At 74.4% G+C, this 16,975-nt stretch carries 14 protein-coding genes; 4 read left to right on the plus strand and 10 right to left on the minus strand.

Going from position 1 to position 16,975, the window contains the following annotated elements; translation table 11 throughout:
- Window positions 1-243 precede the first annotated feature (243 nt).
- The 3 genes from ACYU8I_RS17560 to ACYU8I_RS17570 all read right to left on the minus strand — a co-directional run bounded on the left by ACYU8I_RS17560 (window position 244) and on the right by ACYU8I_RS17570 (window position 3,061).
- A complete protein-coding gene (locus ACYU8I_RS17560) occupies window positions 244-516 on the minus strand; it encodes a WhiB family transcriptional regulator (RefSeq protein WP_460843364.1) in 273 nt (90 codons plus the stop codon).
- 114 nt (window positions 517-630) lie between these two features.
- The gene (locus ACYU8I_RS17565) at window positions 631-861 is read right to left on the minus strand and encodes a hypothetical protein (RefSeq protein ID WP_460843366.1); all 231 of its coding nucleotides are present in this window, start codon (window positions 859-861) and stop codon (window positions 631-633) included.
- Window positions 862-982: 121 nt separating this feature from the next.
- Entirely contained in the window at window positions 983-3,061 is a 2,079-nt protein-coding gene (locus ACYU8I_RS17570; RefSeq protein WP_460843368.1) for an ATP-dependent DNA helicase UvrD2, read from the minus strand.
- 72 nt (window positions 3,062-3,133) lie between these two features.
- Between ACYU8I_RS17570 and ACYU8I_RS17575 the strand changes: the two genes are divergently transcribed.
- A complete protein-coding gene (locus ACYU8I_RS17575; RefSeq protein WP_460843371.1) occupies window positions 3,134-3,376 on the plus strand; it encodes a mycoredoxin in 243 nt (80 codons plus the stop codon).
- Between the two features lie 439 nt (window positions 3,377-3,815).
- Here ACYU8I_RS17575 and nudC read toward each other — a convergent pair whose 3' ends face one another.
- The 6 genes from nudC to moeZ form a co-directional block, all read right to left on the minus strand.
- Window positions 3,816-4,745, minus strand: a complete 930-nt coding sequence (gene nudC, locus ACYU8I_RS17580; protein WP_460843374.1) for an NAD(+) diphosphatase — start codon at window positions 4,743-4,745, stop codon at window positions 3,816-3,818.
- A gap of 10 nt (window positions 4,746-4,755) precedes the next feature.
- Window positions 4,756-8,058, minus strand: a complete 3,303-nt coding sequence (locus ACYU8I_RS17585) for an ATP-dependent helicase (protein WP_460843376.1) — start codon at window positions 8,056-8,058, stop codon at window positions 4,756-4,758.
- Window positions 8,055-11,378 (minus strand): ATP-dependent helicase, encoded by a 3,324-nt coding sequence (locus ACYU8I_RS17590; protein ID WP_460843378.1) that lies wholly within the window; start codon window positions 11,376-11,378, stop codon window positions 8,055-8,057. Before ACYU8I_RS17590 ends, ACYU8I_RS17585 begins: the two co-directional genes overlap by 4 nt.
- A gap of 387 nt (window positions 11,379-11,765) precedes the next feature.
- On the minus strand, window positions 11,766-12,098 hold the full coding sequence (locus ACYU8I_RS17595) for an MGMT family protein (protein ID WP_460843379.1): 333 nt from the start codon (window positions 12,096-12,098) through the stop codon (window positions 11,766-11,768).
- A 100-nt stretch (window positions 12,099-12,198) separates the two neighbouring features.
- Window positions 12,199-13,056 (minus strand): hypothetical protein, encoded by an 858-nt coding sequence (locus ACYU8I_RS17600; RefSeq protein ID WP_460843381.1) that lies wholly within the window; start codon window positions 13,054-13,056, stop codon window positions 12,199-12,201.
- Window positions 13,057-13,201: 145 nt separating this feature from the next.
- Entirely contained in the window at window positions 13,202-14,407 is a 1,206-nt protein-coding gene (gene moeZ, locus ACYU8I_RS17605) for an adenylyltransferase/sulfurtransferase MoeZ (protein WP_460843383.1), read from the minus strand.
- 228 nt (window positions 14,408-14,635) lie between these two features.
- On the opposite strand from moeZ, the gene ACYU8I_RS17610 reads away from it, so the two are divergent.
- Together ACYU8I_RS17610 and ACYU8I_RS17615 are read left to right on the plus strand one after the other, a co-directional pair.
- Window positions 14,636-15,271, plus strand: a complete 636-nt coding sequence (locus ACYU8I_RS17610) for a TetR/AcrR family transcriptional regulator (RefSeq protein WP_460843385.1) — start codon at window positions 14,636-14,638, stop codon at window positions 15,269-15,271.
- Window positions 15,272-15,321: 50 nt separating this feature from the next.
- A complete protein-coding gene (locus ACYU8I_RS17615; RefSeq protein ID WP_460843387.1) occupies window positions 15,322-15,540 on the plus strand; it encodes a DUF3107 domain-containing protein in 219 nt (72 codons plus the stop codon).
- Between the two features lie 7 nt (window positions 15,541-15,547).
- Here ACYU8I_RS17615 and ACYU8I_RS17620 read toward each other — a convergent pair whose 3' ends face one another.
- Complete coding sequence (locus tag ACYU8I_RS17620) at window positions 15,548-15,907, minus strand: winged helix-turn-helix transcriptional regulator (protein WP_460843389.1); 360 nt, start codon at window positions 15,905-15,907, stop codon at window positions 15,548-15,550.
- A gap of 126 nt (window positions 15,908-16,033) precedes the next feature.
- On the opposite strand from ACYU8I_RS17620, the gene ACYU8I_RS17625 reads away from it, so the two are divergent.
- Complete coding sequence (locus ACYU8I_RS17625; protein ID WP_460843391.1) at window positions 16,034-16,888, plus strand: NAD(P)H-binding protein; 855 nt, start codon at window positions 16,034-16,036, stop codon at window positions 16,886-16,888.
- The last annotated feature ends 87 nt before the right edge of the window (window positions 16,889-16,975 follow it).

Genomic DNA, 16,975 nt, shown 5'->3' on the forward strand with positions numbered 1-16,975 from the left:
GGCACGCTCGGCGCGCTGCGCGAGCCGCTGCGAGCGGCGCTGCCAGCGACGGCCGGCGGCGGCCCGGCGGCTCGCGTGGCGACGCTCGGCCTCGCGCAGCAGCTCGTGCTGCCGCTCGTGGGCCAGCGCGTACGCCAGGTCGGGTGCCTGGGAGCTCATGGCTCTCCCCTCTCGGATGGGTCAGGTGGCTGGTGGTCTGGGGCGGGGGGCCGGAACCGGTCGCCGCACCCGTCGTACGCCGCGCTAGGCGGCGACGACGGCGTCCTTGCGGGGACGACCCCGGGGACGCTTGCGGGCGATGACGGCTCCCTGCTGGAAGATCTCGCCGCCCCACACGCCCCACGGCTCCTCGCGTGCGAGGGCACCGGCCAGGCACTCGGCCCGCACGGGGCAGGTCTGGCACAGAGTCTTCGCCAGCTCGAGGTCGGCGGGAGCCTCGGCGAAGTAGAGCTCCGGGTCGTCGTGGCAGGGCAGCGCCGTCAGCTGGTCGCGGTCGTCGACGAGAGTGGCAGTCATCTCGTCCTCCTGGTCTGGCTCGAAGATCGGTCGGGGTGGTGTGTCCCGGGAAGCGCGGAGGCCGCGGATCCCGGTGGGTTCCGCGGCCTCTGGCTGCCGATTCGAGCGTCGAGCTCAGGTGATCGGTGGTGCCAGGGAACGGAGACCCGGGAGGGGGGCGACGGTGGGGACGCCGGTGACGGCGTCGGTGCCCACGGTGCTGCCGATGGAGGCGGTCATGACGTCGTCGCGACGGTGACGGCCCGGCTGCGGGCAGACTCCACCCTCGGTGCCACGCAGGACGGGCACGAGGAAGCCGACGGCGTAGCCGTTCGTCGCGGTCATCGAGATCTCGAGCTTCTTCACGTGTCACCTCCTCCGTCGTGGCGTCCCTGCCGATCAGGGGCTCGCCTGGGTGTGTAGAGCACCGTAGACCCGCCTGCGAGAGCGCCGCAAACGAATTAACGGCGCGTGGTCGCGGACCCGCTCAGACCAGCAGCTCGAGCAGGTCGTCGGCGTACTTGTCGAGCTTGGCCTTGCCGATGCCGTTGATGCCGTGCAGCCCGGCGCGGTCTCGCGGTCTGACCTCGGCCAACGCCTCGAGCGTCGCGTCGCTGAAGACGACGTACGCCGGCACCTTCTCGGCCTCGGCGCGCTCCTTGCGCCAGCTGCGCAGCGACTCGAAGAGCTCCTCGTCGTAGGGCACCGGGCACTGCTCGCACCAGCCGCGGTTGCGCTCGCGCGCGGTCGCCAGGGGCGTGCGGCACTGCTTGCACACGGCGGCCCGACGGGTGCGCGTCGACTTGCGCTGGCCGCGACCCTCGCCAGGGGCGGTGTCGGTCACCGACGCCGGCCGCAGCCCGTCGAGGAATCGGGAGGGCTTGCGCCGGGCCTGACCACCGGGGTTGCGGGCCAGCGCCCAGGACACCCACAGGTGCTCGCGCGCCCGGGTCATGCCGACGTAGAGCAGCCGGCGCTCCTCCTCGATCGCGACCGGCCCCTCGGCGTAGGTGATCGGCATCGTGCCCTCGTGGCAGCCCACGCAGAACACGGCGTCCCACTCCAGGCCCTTGGCGGCGTGGAACGTGGCCAGGGTGACGCCCTCGGCGACCGGGGCGTGCTGCTCGTGGGCGCGGCGGTCGAGCTCGGCGATGAGGTCACCGAGGCCTGCCTCGGGGTGCGCGGCCGCGTGCTCCTCGGTCTGCGAGACCAGGGCGTGCAGCGACTCCCAGCGGTCGCGGGCCTGGCCGCGGGCGGCCGGCGCCTCGCGGGTCCACCCGGCGCCGGTCAGCACCCCGACCACCCGGGCCACCAGGGCACCGCCGGTCGTCTCGTCGGCCCCGCCGCTCGCCCGGGCCTCTCCCCGCAGCAGCGCCACCGCCTGCTTGACCTCCTGGCGGTCGAAGAACCGGGCGGCACCGCGCACGACGTACGGGATGCCGCGCGAGGCCAGGGCCTCCTCGTAGGCCTCGGACTGGGCGTTGATGCGGAACAGCACCGCCATCTCGCGCAGCGGCACGCCGCCGTCGCGCAGCTGCTCGACGTGGGCCGCGACGGCCTCGGCCTCGGCCACCTCGTCGGGCGCCTCGCGCCAGCTGACGTCGGGACCGGCCGCGCGCTGCGCCTGCAGCCGCACGCTGCGGGTCGAGCCGCCCGCGAGCAACCGATTGGCCGTCTCGACCACCTGCGGGGTGGAGCGGTAGCTGCGCACCAGCTCGACCGTCGTCGCGCCGGGGTGCTGCGCGGTGAAGTCGAGCAGGTAGTCGGCCCGGGCGCCGGCGAAGGAGTAGATGGTCTGGGCGGGGTCGCCCACGACGCAGAGCTCGTCGCGACCGCCGAGCCACAGCTCGAGCAGGGCGCTCTGGATCGGGCTGAGGTCCTGGAACTCGTCGACGGTGAAGTGCCGGTACTGCGCGCGCACCTCGGCGGCGACGCGCTCGTCCTCGCTCAGCAGGGCGGCCGCGCACAGCAGCACGTCCTCCATGTCGATGCGGCCCTGGTCGCGCTTGAGGTCCTCGTAGGAGGTCATCACCCGCGCGACCACGGCCGGGTCGACACCGTTGACCTCACGGCCCTTGCGCGCGGCCAGCCGCGGGTAGTCGTCGGGCCGGACGTTGCTGACCTTGGCCCACTCGACCTCGGAGGCGAGGTCGCGCAGGCGGGCCTGGTCGACGTCGAGGCGCTGGCGGCGAGCCGCGGCCGCCAGCAGCGGGATCTTGGACTCGACCAGCGCCGGCGGCTCGCCGCCGTAGACCTTGGGCCAGAACCAACGCACCTGGCGCAGCGCCGCAGAGTGGAAGGTGCGGGCCTGCACCGCGCCCGCACCCATCGCCCGCAGCCGCCCGCGCATCTCGCCGGCCGCCCGCGTGGTGAAGGTGACCGCCAGCACGTGGCGGGGGTCGTAGACCCCGCTCGCGACGCCGTAGGCGATGCGGTGGGTGACCGCCCGGGTCTTGCCGGTGCCGGCCCCGGCGAGCACGCGGACGGGCCCACGCAGGGCCAGGGCGACCTCGCGCTGCTCGGGGTCGAGGGCGGCCAGCAGCTCGTCGGCGGTGGGACCGGACATCGGGGAATGCAGCTCCGGGCGGGTGGTGTTGGGTGGGACGGAACGAGCCTAGACGCGAGAGAGGACAGCCCGATGAGCGTCACGATGTACAGCACTCCCTGGTGTGGCTACTGCCACCGGCTCAAGAGCCAGATGGACCGGGAGGGCATCGCCTACGACGTCGTCGACATCGAGCAGGACCCCTCGGCCGCCGACATCGTGATGAAGGTCAACAACGGCAACCAGACCGTCCCGACCCTCGTCTACAGCGACGGCACCGCCCAGACCAACCCCTCCCTCGCCGCCGTCAAGGCCAAGCTCGCCGAGCTCTCCTGACCCCCTCCCCCGCCGAGGAGTCACTCCCTGACAGCCCAGGAGTCACTCCCTGACAGCCCAGGAGTCACTGCCTGACGGCCCAGGAGTCACGCGTTGCCGTACAGCGGGCGCCAGCGGACACCGCCTCGGTCGTCGGCGCATGCATGAGCTTGTGCTGGTGCGGATTTCGACCGTCAGCGAGTGACCTGTCGGCCGTCAGCGAGTGGCCTCTCGGCCGTCAGCGAGTGACCTCTCGGCCGTCAGCGAGTGACCCGTGGGCCGTCAGCGAGTGACCCCTGGGCCGTCAGCGAGTGACCTCTCGGCCGTCAGCGAGTGACCCGTGGGCCGTCAGCGAGTGACCTCTCGGCCGTCAGCGAGTGACCTCTCGGCCGTCAGCGAGTGACCTCTCGGCCGTCAGCGAGTGACCCCTGGGCCGTCAGCGAGTGACCTCTCGGCGGGACTACCAGGAGCCGGTGAGGGGGGCGCCGTACCAGGTCTCGATGAGCGAGCGGGAGATCGAGATGCCGCTGGGGAGGACGAGGGTGCCGGCCTGGGTGCTGCGGCGCAGCTCGTCACGGGTGAACCAGGCGGCGTCCTCGATCTCGGCGCCGTCGACCGTGATGTCGGTGCGAGCGGCGCGGCCGGTGAAGCCGATCATCAGGCTGGCGGGCAGCGGCCAGGGCTGGCTGCCGAAGTAGGTGACCTCACCGACGGCGACGCCGGTCTCCTCGGCGACCTCGCGCCGCACGGCGTCCTCCATGGTCTCGCCGGGCTCGACGAAGCCCGCGAGGGTGGAGTAGCGACCCTCGGGCCAGTGCGGGTTGCGCCCGAGCAGGCACCGTTCGTCGTCGGCGCCGGGCTCGCCGTCGGTGATGAGCATGATCACGGCCGGGTCGGTGCGCGGGAACTGGTCGCGGCCGCAGTCGGCGCAGCGCAGCACGTGGCCTGCCTTCTGCGGCACGAGGTGACCCCCGCAGCGTGGGCAGTGGCGGGTGGCGCGGTGCCACTCGGCCATGCCGACGGCGTGCATCACCAGCGGTGCCTCGCCGAGCCCAGCCGGCTCACCCTGCTCAGCAAGCGTCATCACCAGGGTGCGCAGCGGCACCCACTCGTCGGGGTCGCCCTCCGCGTCAGCCGGGTCGACGACGACCGCGACGTGCTCGACGCCGTCGCGCTCACCAAGGAGCAGCCGGAGCCCGTCGGGCGCCTCGTCGGGCGAGACCCACGGCACCCGCCCGTCGCGCATCCGCAGCTGCGAGCCGCTCAGCACCAGGACCCGGGTGGCCGGGTCGTTCCACGTGCGCTCGAGCCAGGCGTCGTCGCTGCGCAGCTCGCCCTGACGGTCGTGGGCGTGGGCGGAGAGGGCGACGGGCGGAAGGGTGCGGGCCACGCGGCCGAGCCTAGGACGACGGCCCAGTCGGCTCCGGGCCACCGGTGACGAGCGCCTCGAGGGCGGCGCGGTCGAGCAGGTCGTGCTGCTCGACCGTGTGGCCCGAGCGCACGTAGTGGAAGGCCGCGCGCACCTGCTCCGGGAGCACGTCGTGCAGCTCGGCCCAGGCCAGCCGGTAGACGGCGAGCTGGACGGGGTCGGCCGACTCCTGGCGCTGGGTCTTCCAGTCGACGACCAGCCACGAGCCGTCGGGCTCGCGGTAGACGGCGTCGATGCGGCCGCGCACCACCTGGCCCCGCAGCACGAGGGAGAACGGCGCCTCGGTGGCGTGCGGGACGCGGTCGCCGAAGGGCCCGGCCTCGAAGCGCTGCTGCAGCTCGGCGAGGTCGTCGGCGTCGTCGATGCCGAGGTCGCCGCGCCCGGGCACCTCGTCGGGCTCGAGCAACGACTGCTGCCCGAACCTGGCCTCGACCCACGCGTGGAAGCGCGTCCCGAACCGTGCGGCCCGCGACGGGGGCCTCGGCATCGGGCGCGCGAGCTCGGCGGCGAAGCCCTGGGGGTCGGCGCGCAGCCGGGCGAGCGCGGTCGCGGAGAGACTGCTCGGCAGGGCGACCTCGATGACGTCGGCGCGCTCGGCCCGCGCCTCGGTGAGCAGCCGGTCGATGTCGGCGTCCCACTGCGCGACGACCGACGCCTCGGCCAGGTCGAGCCACTCCTCGGGTGCCACGTCGGGTGCGCTGCCGGCGAGCGACGTGGCGGCACGGACCCGCTCGGCCGCGGCGAGCCGCAGCTCGGTCTCGCGCCCTAGCCCGGGCACCGGCCAGGGTCGTGCCAGCGACTCGTCGTCGTAGGGGTTGGGCTCGCCCTTCGCGGGCCTGTCGAGCCACTCGGGCTCCTCGCCCCAGGCACGAATGCCCTCGCGGAGCTCGGCCTGGTAGGAGGAGGGACCGTAGGGCGTCGCACGCCGGCCCCACTGGTGAGAGGTCACCGACAACCGGTGCTTGGCCCGGGTGAGCGCGACGTAGCCGAGCCGGCGCTCCTCCTCGGCGTCGTGGTCGCGCGAGTCGACCCGGTAGGCGTCGAGCGCCGCCTTGTCGTGACCCCGCAGCTGCGGCAGGTCGTGGGCGTCGCCGCGCAGCGGCGCCGGCAGCACGGCCGGCGAGGAGGTCCACAGGCTGCGGGAGCGGTTGCTCGGGAACCGGGTCTCGCACGTGCCGACGAGGAACACCGCGTGCCACTCCAGGCCCTTGGAGCGGTGCACCGTCAGCAGCTTGACCGAGTCGGCCTCGCTGGGGGTCGCCAGGTCGAGGCCGTTGCCCTGGTCGTCCTCGGCGGTGAGGTAGGCCAGCAGGGCCGCGACGGTGACGTCGCCGTCGAGGGACTGGAAGTCGCCGACGGCCTTGAGGAACAGGTCGAGGTTGTCGCGGCGGGTGGTCGCGGCCGGCCCGACGGCCGAGGCGAGCTCCACGTCGACGCCCGTGACGTCGACGATGCGGCGCACCACGTCGAGCAGGGGCTCGCCGAGCGAGCCGCGCAGCATCCGCAGCTCGGCGGAGAGCAGCCCGAACCGCTCACGCGCCTCGGACGAGTAGTCGAGGTCGCCGGGGTCGGCGAGCGCGTCGCTGAGGGCCGCGGACTCGGACGGGTCGATGCCGTCGGCGATGGCGACGAGCTCGGCGTCGACACCGGTCGGGCGGGCGTCGCGCGTTCCGACCAGCTGCCCCGCCCGCTGCGCCAGCAGTCGCAGGTCGCGGGCGCCCACGGCCCAGCGCGGGCCGGTCAGCAGGGTCAGCACGGCGGAGTTGGCGGTGACGTCGTGCAGCAGGGTCAGGGTGGCCACCACCTCGGCGACCTCGGGGAGGCGCAGCAGCCCGGAGAGCCCGACGATCTCGACGGGCACGCCTGCCGTGCTGAGCGCGTCGAACACCGCCTCGGCGGTGCTGTTGTCACGGGTGAGGACGCCGATGTCGGACCACGCCACGGCGTCGGTCTCGTGCACCTCGGTGACCCTGCGCACCACCCAGGCGAGCTCGTCGTCGACGGTCTCGAAGACCTGCGTGGTGACCTCGCCCGGCTCGTCGCGGGCGGCGCGCAGCGGCTGCACCTGCGGGATGGCGGCGTACAGCGGGCCGGCCAGGCTGTTGGCCACCTCGAGGATGCGGGCGTCGGAGCGCCGGTTGACGGTCAGCGGCAGCACCGGCACCTCGCTGCCGTCGGCCGTGGGGAAGACCTCGCCGAACCCGAGGATGTTGGAGACCGACGCGCCACGCCAGCCGTAGATGGCCTGGTTGGGGTCGCCCACGGCCGTGACCGGGTGGCCGCGGCCCTGCGCGGGCGTCGGGCCCGAGAACAACCGGGCGAGCATCAGCGCCTGGGCGACCGAGGTGTCCTGGTACTCGTCGAGCATCACCACGCGGAACCGGGCGCGCTCGCTGGCCCCGACGTCGGGCTGCTCGGCGGCCAGCCGGGCCCCGAGGGCGATCTGGTCGGAGAACTCCATCAGCCCGAGCTCGGCCTTGTGGCGCCGGTAGGCGCGCACCAGCCCCAGCAGGTCGGCACGCCGGTCGATCGCCGAGATCGCGCCCTCGACCTTCTCGAGGTAGGTCTTGCGGGCCTTGCCGGCGAGCTCGTCGGCGCGGGCGCCCTCGAAGCCGATCCGCTCGCGCTGGTCGAAGGCCGCGACCTCGTCGGGCCCCAGGAGGTGCTCCGTCATGGCGCCGTCGAGGGCCAGGAGGTTCTGGACGACGGTCGGCGGGTGGTCGGAGAGGGCGTGCACGTCGCCGCGGAAGCGGTCGACGGTGCGGGCGCCGAGCTGGTAGCGGGAGGCGTCGGTGATGACCCGGGTGTCGGGCTCGTGACCGATGCGCAGGCCGTGCTCGGCGAGCAGCTGGGCGGCGTAGGCGTGGTAGGTGAGCACGGTCGGCTCGAGCACCTCCTCGCCCGCCCCGTCGGCCCGGAGGTCGGTGTCGAGCACGCCGGCGGTCACCAGGGCCTCGCGCACCCGGGCACGCAGCTCGCTGGCGGCCTTGGAGGTGAAGGTCAGGCCGAGCACCTCCTCGGGCCGCACCTGCCCCGTGACGACGAGGTGGACCACGCGCGCCGCCATCAGCGTGGTCTTGCCGGAGCCCGCCCCCGCGATCACCACGGCCGGTCCGAGCGGGGCCGCGACGGCGGCCCACTGCTGCGCGCTGACCTCGTAGTCGGCCCGCATCACCTCGCGCAGGTCGGCGGGCGAGTCGATCGGGCGGACGTACGCCGGCACCTCGTCGACGCCGTCGGCCCGACTGCTGTCGGTCGACGTCGTGGCCGTCACTGGCGCACCACCGGCCCGGCGCTGCGGGCGGGGCACACCGCGACGAAGGCGCAGTCCTTGCAGGCGTCGCCCGGCGTCGCGGGGAACGTCTCGGTGCGCAGGTAGGTCGCCGAGCGCGCGAGCTCGTCGCGCAGGACCCGCCGCTCGGGCGAGACCTCGGTGTGGACGGGCTGCGGCTGCACCTTGGCGGCCGTGTCGTCGCCGGGCAGCCCGAGCTGCACCAGCTCGGCCCCACCGCTGCGGCCCGGGGTGACCTCGGCGAGGGCGCCGCTGTCGACGGCGTACTGGTAGAGCGCGAGCTGGCGGTGGCGCTCGACGGCGGGACCGCTGGGGGCGCTGCGCCCGGTCTTGAGGTCGACCACGACGACGGCCCCGGAGGCGTCGACCTCGACCCGGTCGGCCGCACCACCGATGGTGACGCGCTCTCCGTCGTCGAGCTCGACGACGGTGCTGAAGCGGCTCTCGCGGCCCACCAGCTCGCGCGGGTTGTCGTGGTGCCAGCGCAGGAACCGGGCCAGGGCGTGGCGGATGCGGTCGTGCTCGCGCTGCCGCGACCACGGGGTGCGGAACTCCAGGCGGTCCCAGACGGCGTCGACGTGGGTCATCAGCCGGTCGAGCGCGGCGGGGTCGGCGGGGTCGACGTCGGGCAGGTCGTCGCCGCCGACGCGCTCGGCCAGGGCGTGGACCATCTGCCCGACGTTGGCGGCCTGGTGCGAGCGGTCGGTGCCACCCGCCTCCCGCTGCAGGAACCACTGCAGCGGGCACGCCGCCAGGCCGTCGAGCACGGTGGCGGAGAGGGGCACCGGACGGTCGGGCTCGCGCACCGGCGTCGCCGACCGGGTCTCGGCCCGGGTGCCCCACCAGGTCGCCGGGTCGGCCTGGGGCACCAGCTGCCGTCCGGCGGCCCGCTCCCCCGCCAGCCGCGCGAGCCGGGTCGCGGCCGCCTGCCTCAGCGCGGCAGGGGCGTCGGGGTCGGCGAGCGTGCGGCGCAGCTCGCTGACGAGACCGGTGACCGACAACGGTCGCGGGGGTCGCCCGACGACCGGGCGGACGTCGACGCCCAGCTCGCCGAGGAAGCGGCTCGGCTGCTCGCCGTCGTCGTCGGACGACGCCACGGCCGTCACCACGAGCCGCTGCCGGGCCCGGGTGCAGGCGACGTAGAAGAGCCGTCGCTCCTCGGCCAGCAGCTCGCGCCGCGACACCGGCGGGACCAGCTCACCGGCGCCGATGCGGTCGGGCTCGAGCAGGGTGGCGCGGCGGCGGAGGTCGGGCCAGCCCTCCGCCTGCACGTGGCAGACCACCACGAGCCGCCACTCGAGCCCCTTGCTGCGGTGCGCCGTCAGCAGGCGTACGGCGGAGCCCCTCACGCCCTGCTCGGCCAGCGTGTCGCTCGGGAGCTGCTGCGCCGAGAGGGTCTCGAGGAAGGCCACGACCCCCTGGTGGTCGCGCTGGTCCTCCGACCGCGCGGCCGCGGCGAACAGCGCCACCACGGAGTCGAGGTCGCGGTGGGCGCGTCGGGCCGCGCCGCCGCCGAGCGCCACCGCACGCCGCAGCCGACCGGGCCAGGACGTGCCCGACCAGAGGCTCCACAGCACCTCCTCGGCGGTGCCGCCGTCGTCGAGCACGGCGCGGGCGGAGACGAGCAGCCGGTGGGCCGCACGCGCTCGCGACGCGGCCTCGCCCGGCACCCCGTCGAGGAAGCCCGGCCGCAGCAGCGCGAGCCGCACCAGGTCGCGCGAGTGACGCGCGCGGGGCGGAGCGTCGGCCCCTTCGGGACCACCGGGCCCCTCACCGTCGAGGCGCTGCTTGTCGCGGTCGCGCAGCGCGCGCTGCAGTGCGCGCACCTCCCCCGCGTCGAGACCGCCGAGCGGGCCGGTCAGCAGCGAGACCACCTGCGCGTGGTCGAGGTGACCGCCCTCGACCAGGGCCTCGCCGGGGGACTCCTCGCCCGGGTCGTCCTCGTCGTGCAGCCGGAGCACGGCACGGAGCCCGTCGAGCAGCGGCGCGACAGAGGGGTCACGGGCCAGCGGCACGTCGTCGCCGGCCACCTCGACCGGCACCCCGGCCGCGACGAGCGAGCGCCGCAGGCCGGGGATGGAGGAACGGCCCGAGCGCACCAGCACGGCCATCTCGTGCCACGCCAGGCCGTCCTCCAGGTGCGCGCGTCGCAGCAGGTCGGAGACGTGCTCGGCCTCGCCGCGGTCGGTGTCGAACGTGACGACGTCGACGCGACCCGCGCCGAGCTCGGAGCGGGCGTCGGGGGCGGTGAACGCCTCCCGCGCCGCCTCGGGCAACCCGCCGGGCAGCGGCAGCCGCCCGGCGACCCGCTGCGTCGCGGTGAGCAGGCGCGGGCCGAACCGCCGCGTGGTGCCCAGGGCGACCACGTCGGCGGGCCGGCCGTCGCGCTGCGGGAACTCGCGCGGGAAGTCGAGGATGCCGCGCACCTCGGCGCCACGGAAGCCGTAGATCGACTGGTGGGGGTCGCCGACCACGACGAGGTCGCGGCCGTCGCCGGCCAGCGCCCGGAGCATCGCGACCTGCCCGGGGTCGGTGTCCTGGTACTCGTCGACGAAGACGTGGCTGATCTCGGCGCGCAGCTCGGGGGCGTGCCGCTGCGCCTCGAGGGTGGCGCGTCGGATCAGGTCGGCGTAGTCGGTGGCACCGAGGTCGTCGAGGACGGTGAGGTACTGCTCGAGGAAGTGACCGGCCGCCACCAGCTCGGGGGCGTCGTGGCGCAGCCCGAGGTCGGTGAGCTCATCGCCGTCCAGGCCCTTCTCGCGGGCGCGCCCCAGCACCGCACCGACCTCGTGGGCGAAGCCGCGGGTCTGCGATGCCCGCCGCAGCGCCTCGGGCCAGCGCACCGACTCGGGGGTGTCGTCGAGCAGCTCGCGCAGCACGACGTCCTGCTCGGGGGCCGACAGCAGCCGCAGCGGGCCGACGTAGAGCTCGGGCGGTGCGTAGCGCCGGATGAGGCCGTAGGCGAAGGAGTGGAACGTCGCGCACGTCGTGGTCGCGGTCGTGCGGCCGAGCCGCGCCGTCACCCGGTCGCGCAGCTGCTCGGCGGCCTTGCGGCTGAAGGTCAGTGCCAGCACGGACGAGGGGTCGGCGCCGCGCCGCTCGACCCGGTCGACGATGGCCTCGACCATCGTCGTGGTCTTGCCCGTGCCGGGCCCGGCGAGCACCAGAAGCGGCCCGCCCTCGTGGTCGACGACGGCCTGCTGCGCGTCGTCGAGCGGCGGTGCGACCGCGGGTGCGCCCGCGCCCGGGACGAGGCGGTGGCGCACCCCGCCCGGCCCCTGCAGCAGCTCCCCCGCGCTCATGGGGACCACCCAAGCACGAAGGTCCGACAGGCCCTTCGAGACGCCTGGCTCGTCCCTCGCCAGGCTCCTCAGGGAGCGGACAGACGCAGCGCGTCCCTCGCCGGGCTCCTCAGGGAGCGAACAGACGCAGCGCGTCCCTCGCCGGGCTCCTCAGGGAGCGGACAGACGAAGCGCGTCCCTCTCCGGGTCCTCAGGGAGCGGACAGACGCAGCGCGTCCCTCGCCGGCTCAGGGAGCGGACAGACGCGGCTCGTCCCTCGCCGGGCTCCACACGGAGCGAACAGACGCCGCGCGTCCCTCGCCGGGCTCCACACGGAGCGAACATACGCCGCGCATCCCTCGCCAGGCTCCTCAGGGAGCGGACAGACGCCGCGCATCCCTCGCCGGCTCAGGGAGCGGACAGACGCGGCTCGTCCGGCTGCCAGAAGGCGGCGGGCATGTCGACGCGGCCGGAGGGGCGCAGGGGCGTGCCCTCCTCGAGGTACGCCGCCCTGGCCTCCTCGCCGTGGCTCGGCGGGAGCGAGCCGTCGGCGCGCACGACCCGCCACCACGGCACCGAGCCCCCGTGGAGCGACATCACCCGCCCCACGGTGCGCGGGCCGCGGACGAGCACCGCGCGCGAGAGCGCGTCGGCCAGGGCGCCGTACGTCGTCACCCGGCCGCGCGGCACCTGCTCGACCAGGTCGAGCACCGCGTCGACGTACTCCTCCGGGTCCGGCACGCACCCATGCTGCCCACCGCGGGGCCCCGACGCACCACGGACACACCACGGGGGCGTCCCCCCGGGAGGAGACGCCCCCGTGGTCCGAGGCCCGAGAAGGTCAGGGGATCGCGCGGAACGGCTCGGTGCCCCGGGCGAGCTGCAGGCCGGGGATGCCGGAGTGCTGCTGGGCGAAGGCGAGCTCGCGGGAGAGGTCGCCGACGCCGTTGGAGGCGGGCAGCGGGGCCAGCGCGAGCGTGGACAGGGTGCCCAGCGCCTCACCGTCGGCGCTGAGGAAGGCCGAGCCGGAGTCGCCCGGGACGCCCGGGGTCACGGTGTAGACGGAGTGGGTCCAGCCGCCGCCCGAGGTGCCGAGGCTGCCGCCGGTCTTGGGCGAGAGCACCTCGATCCCGCCGCGCAGGCTGGAGTTGCCGAAGCTGAAGACCTGCTCACCGGCGGCGGTGCCGTCGGTGTCGATGCCGCTCGGGCCGCCCCAGAACGGGATCGAGGGGTTGACCTTGCCCTTGTCGGCGCCGGAGACCTTGACCAGCGCGAAGTCGTTGTAGGCGCAGGTGTCGGCGTCGGTGGTGCCGACGCGGTCCATGGCCTCCCAGGAGGAGTACGCCAGGGTGCCGCTGGCGACCTCGGTGCCGCCGGTGACGACGTTGCCCATCTCCTGGAACGACACCCGGGTGCCGAGCGGCAGGGCGTCGGTCTGGCAGCCGTCGGTGTCGGTGGCCTCGCCGCTCGCCGCGCAGTGGGCGGCGTACCCGACGTAGACGTTGCCGGAGGCGTCGGTGAAGACGAAGTTGCCGGTGCACTGGCCGCCGTCGGCGTACATCTGCACGCCCGGGTGCACGGCGGCCTCGTCGGCGGGCGCCCACGTCGGTGCGGCCTGGGCGCTGCCCGGGGCGGCGACGGCCGCGGCCGCGGCGAGCGCGACCCCGGAGGCGAGGGCGAGGGGGCGGGCGAGACGCATGACGAAGCCTTTCGACGGTGACCAGACGGCGATGGCTCTACAACGCGCGTTTCCCGTCGGGGTTACGCCCGGGTAGTCCGGAAGGACTACGTGCCCCCGGGGAGGACCCCGGGGGCACGTGCGTCGTCAGCGGGACGCGGTGGCGTCAGTACGACGGCTGCGAGGGGTCGATCTGGTCGACCCAGGCGGCCACGCCGCCGCCGACGTGCACGGCGTCGGAGTAGCCCGCGCCCTTGAGCACGGCCAGCGCCTCGGCCGAGCGCACGCCCGACTTGCAGTGCAGCACCACGGGCGTGTCCTGCGGCAGCTGCTCGAAGGCGTTGCCGTTGAGGATCTCGCCCTTGGGGATGAGCACCGAGCCGGGGATCTTGTTGATCTCGTACTCGTTGGGCTCGCGGACGTCGACGAGGGTGAAGTCGCGGCTGCCCTCCTCGCGCTCCTTGAGCATGTGCTCGAGCTGCACGACCGAGATCGTCGAGCCGGCGGCGGCGTCGGCGGCCTCGTCGGAGATCGCGCCGCAGAAGGCGTCGTAGTCGATCAGCTCGGTGACGTCGGCGTGCTCGCCGCACAGCCGGCAGTTGGGGTCCTTGCGGACCCTGAGCTTGCGCCACTCCAGCTCGAGGGCGTCGTAGATGACCAGCTGGCCGACAGCGGGGTCGCCGGCGCCGGTGAGCAGCTTGATGGCCTCGTTGACCTGGATCGAGCCGATGCTGGCGCACAGCACGCCCAGCACGCCGCCCTCGGCGCAGCTCGGCACCATGCCGGGCGGCGGGGGCTCGGGGTAGAGGCAGCGGTAGCACGGCGCGCCCTCGACCTGCTTCGGCGCGAACACCGAGGCCTGGCCGTCGAAGCGGTAGATCGATCCCCACACGTAGGGGATGCCGAGGAAGTACGCCGCGTCGTTGACCATGTAGCGCGTGGCGAAGTTGTCGGTGCCGTCGACGATGAGGTCGTAGCCCTCGAAGATCCGCATGACGTTGTCGTTGTCGAGGCGCTCGTCGTGGACGACGACGTTGACCAGCGGGTTGGCCTCCGCGATGGAGTCCTTGGCCGACTGCGCCTTGGGGCGCCCGATGTCGGACTGGCCGTGGATGATCTGGCGCTGCAGGTTGGACTCGTCGACCTCGTCGAACTCCGCGATGCCGAGCGTGCCGACGCCCGCCGCGGCCAGGTAGAGCAGCGCGGGGCTGCCGAGGCCGCCGGCGCCGATGACGAGCACCTTGGCGTTCTTGAGCCGCTTCTGCCCGGTCATCCCGACGTCGGGGATGATCAGGTGGCGGCTGTAGCGGCGTACCTCGTCGATGGTCAGCTCGTCGGCCGGCTCGACGAGCGGCTCCAGGGTCTGCGACACGGTCGGCTTCTCCTCGTGCTCGGGTGCGTGTGCCGGAGGGCGGCAACGGGGGTGACAACGCCGTCGTCGCGGCAGGTGTTCCCGCCGCGGCCGTCGTCGTACGCCGTCCATGGTCGCGGGCCGCGACGACGCCGCCGACGGTGCCCGCGATGTGGACCGGACCGGCCACCGCGCCCGCCGGTGGACGACCTGCCGGTCGTGCCGGGCGTCACTTGTAGGGTGCACGCCGTGAGCACGAACGACGACGGCACGGCCGCCGGACCGGCGCGCGGGGTCCGTCTGCCCCGCCGCGCCCGTCGCGCCCAGCTGCTGTCCGCCGCGCGCGAGGTGTTCGTCGCGCAGGGCTACCACGCGGCCGCGATGGACGACATCGCCGAGCGGGCGGGCGTCTCCAAGCCGGTGCTCTACCAGCACTTCCCGGGCAAGCTCGACCTCTACCTCGCGCTGCTCGACGAGTCGTGCTCCGCGATGATCAACGCGGTCCGCGACGGCCTCGAGGGCACCACCGACAACAAGCAGCGCGTCAACGCCACGATGGCGGCGTTCTACGCCTACGTCACCGCGCCCGAGGGCGCGTTCCGGCTGGTCTTCGAGTCCGACCTGACCAACGAGCCGGCCGTGCGTGCGCAGGTCGACCGGGTCACCACCGAGTCGGCCAAGCTGATCGCCCACGTCATCGCCGACGACACGGGCCTGCCGGAGGAGCAGTCGCAGCTGCTGGCGGTCTCGCTGGTGGGCATGGGACAGGTGTCCGCGCGGTTCTGGTTGCAGGAGACCGGCACCATGTCCAAGGACGAGGCCGCCGCGCTCGTCGCCGGGCTCGCCTGGCGCGGCATCGGCGGCTACCCCCGCAACGACGGCTGACAGCCGGGCCCGCACCACCCACCCACCCACGTTTCCCAGGAGGCCCTCCCATGGAGGTCAGGATCGGCGTGCAGAACGCCAGCCGCGAGCTCAGCATCGACGCCACCCTCGACGCCGACGGCATCACCGCCGCGGTCGAGAAAGCCCTCGAGGGCGGCACGCTGTCGCTCGAGGACAGCAAGGGCCGGCGACTCGTCGTCCCCGGCGACAAGCTCGCCTACGTCGACATCTCCACCAGCACGGCCGGTCAGGTCGGCTTCCGCTCCTGACCGCACCTCAGGCGCGCGCGTCGTACGCCGCCCGCGCCTGCTCGATCCGGCCGAGGTGCTCGGTCGCCCAGTCGGTCAGCACGCCGAGCGGCCCGGTCAAGGAGCGCCCCAGGTCGGTCAGCTCGTAGTCGACGCGCACCGGCACGCTCGCGGTGACCGTGCGCGTCACCAGGCCGTCGCGCTCGAGGTGGCGCAGGGTCTGCGTCAGCATCTTCTGGCTGACGCCCGCGATGGCGCTCGCGAGCTCGCCGTAGCGACGCGGGCCGTCCTGCAGCACCACGATGACCAGCACGGTCCACTTGTCGCCGATGCGGTCGAGCAGCTGCCGGCTGGGGCAGTCGGCGGCGTACGGGTCGGGCGCGGGCATCGACACTCTCCTCGGGGTGGCTACGGCACTTGAAGGTGCCTGCTCTCCAACGGGAAGTGACGGCGGGGTGTTCCCGTTGGCCCGGGTGAACGCGGCCGACCGGCCGCCCCCGACCCAGGAGGACCCATGTCCATCGTCGTCACCGGCGCCACCGGCCAGCTCGGCCGCCACGTCGTCGAGTCGCTGCTCGCCCGCGGCGCCGAGCCGGGCGACGTCGTCGCGACCGGCCGCTCCGTCGAGCGCCTCGACGACCTCGCCGCGCGCGGGGTCGTCGTACGACGCGCCGACTTCGACGAGCCCGCCACCCTGCCCGACGCCTTCGCGGGCGCCGAGCGGCTGCTGCTCGTCTCGGGCAGCGAGCCCGGCGACCGGCTGCGGCAGCACACCGCGGCGATCTCCGCGGCGGGCGACGCCGGGGTCGACCTGCTCGCCTACACCAGCGCGCCGTACGCCGCGACCACGCCGCTGCTGCTCGCCGCCGAGCACGCCGCCACCGAGGAGGTGCTGCGTGGCTCGGGCCTGCCCGTCGCGGTGCTGCGCAACGCCTGGTACGTCGAGAACTACACCGGGCAGGCGGAGACCTACCGCGCCCACGGCCTCGCCACCGCCGCCGGCGACGGGCGGGTCAGCGTCGCGCTGCGCCGGGAGTACGCCGAGGCGGCCGCCGCCGTGCTGCTCGGCGACGACCACGCCGGGGCGACGTACGAGCTGGGCGGCGACGCCGTGACCACGGCCGAGATCGCCGCGGCGATCGGTGACGTGCTCGGCGAGGAGGTCGCCGTCACGCAGCTGTCGGTCGAGGCGCTGGCCGGCGTGCTCGAGGGCGCCGGCCTGCCCGCGCCCGCCGCCGCCGTCTTCGCCGACGTCGACCGCGGCATCGCGGCGGGCGAGCTCGAGGTGCCCACCGCCGACCTCGTCCGCCTGCTCGGCCGCGCTCCCCTCCCCCTGCGCGACGCGGTCGCGGAGGCGCTGGGCCGCTGACGCTTTCGCCGCCCCGGCAAAAGTCACTGGTTAACCAGTGAGCTTGACGCTGAGCCACGAAAGCTTGCCGCGTCCAGCGTCAGACTT

The organism is Nocardioides marmoraquaticus (assembly GCF_054777915.1).

Bases quoted from the DNA above. Each gene is read 5' to 3' on its own strand.
- ACYU8I_RS17560 (WP_460843364.1), bottom strand. From the start codon at position 516: ATGACTGCCACTCTCGTCGACGACCGCGACCAGCTGACGGCGCTGCCC.
- ACYU8I_RS17570 (WP_460843368.1), bottom strand. From the start codon at position 3,061: ATGTCCGGTCCCACCGCCGACGAGCTGCTGGCCGCCCTCGACCCCGAG.
- ACYU8I_RS17575 (WP_460843371.1), top strand. From the start codon at position 3,134: ATGAGCGTCACGATGTACAGCACTCCCTGGTGTGGCTACTGCCACCGG.
- ACYU8I_RS17590 (WP_460843378.1), bottom strand. From the start codon at position 11,378: ATGAGCGCGGGGGAGCTGCTGCAGGGGCCGGGCGGGGTGCGCCACCGC.
- ACYU8I_RS17600 (WP_460843381.1), bottom strand. From the start codon at position 13,056: ATGCGTCTCGCCCGCCCCCTCGCCCTCGCCTCCGGGGTCGCGCTCGCC.
- ACYU8I_RS17615 (WP_460843387.1), top strand. From the start codon at position 15,322: ATGGAGGTCAGGATCGGCGTGCAGAACGCCAGCCGCGAGCTCAGCATC.
- ACYU8I_RS17620 (WP_460843389.1), bottom strand. From the start codon at position 15,907: ATGCCCGCGCCCGACCCGTACGCCGCCGACTGCCCCAGCCGGCAGCTG.
- ACYU8I_RS17625 (WP_460843391.1), top strand. From the start codon at position 16,034: ATGTCCATCGTCGTCACCGGCGCCACCGGCCAGCTCGGCCGCCACGTC.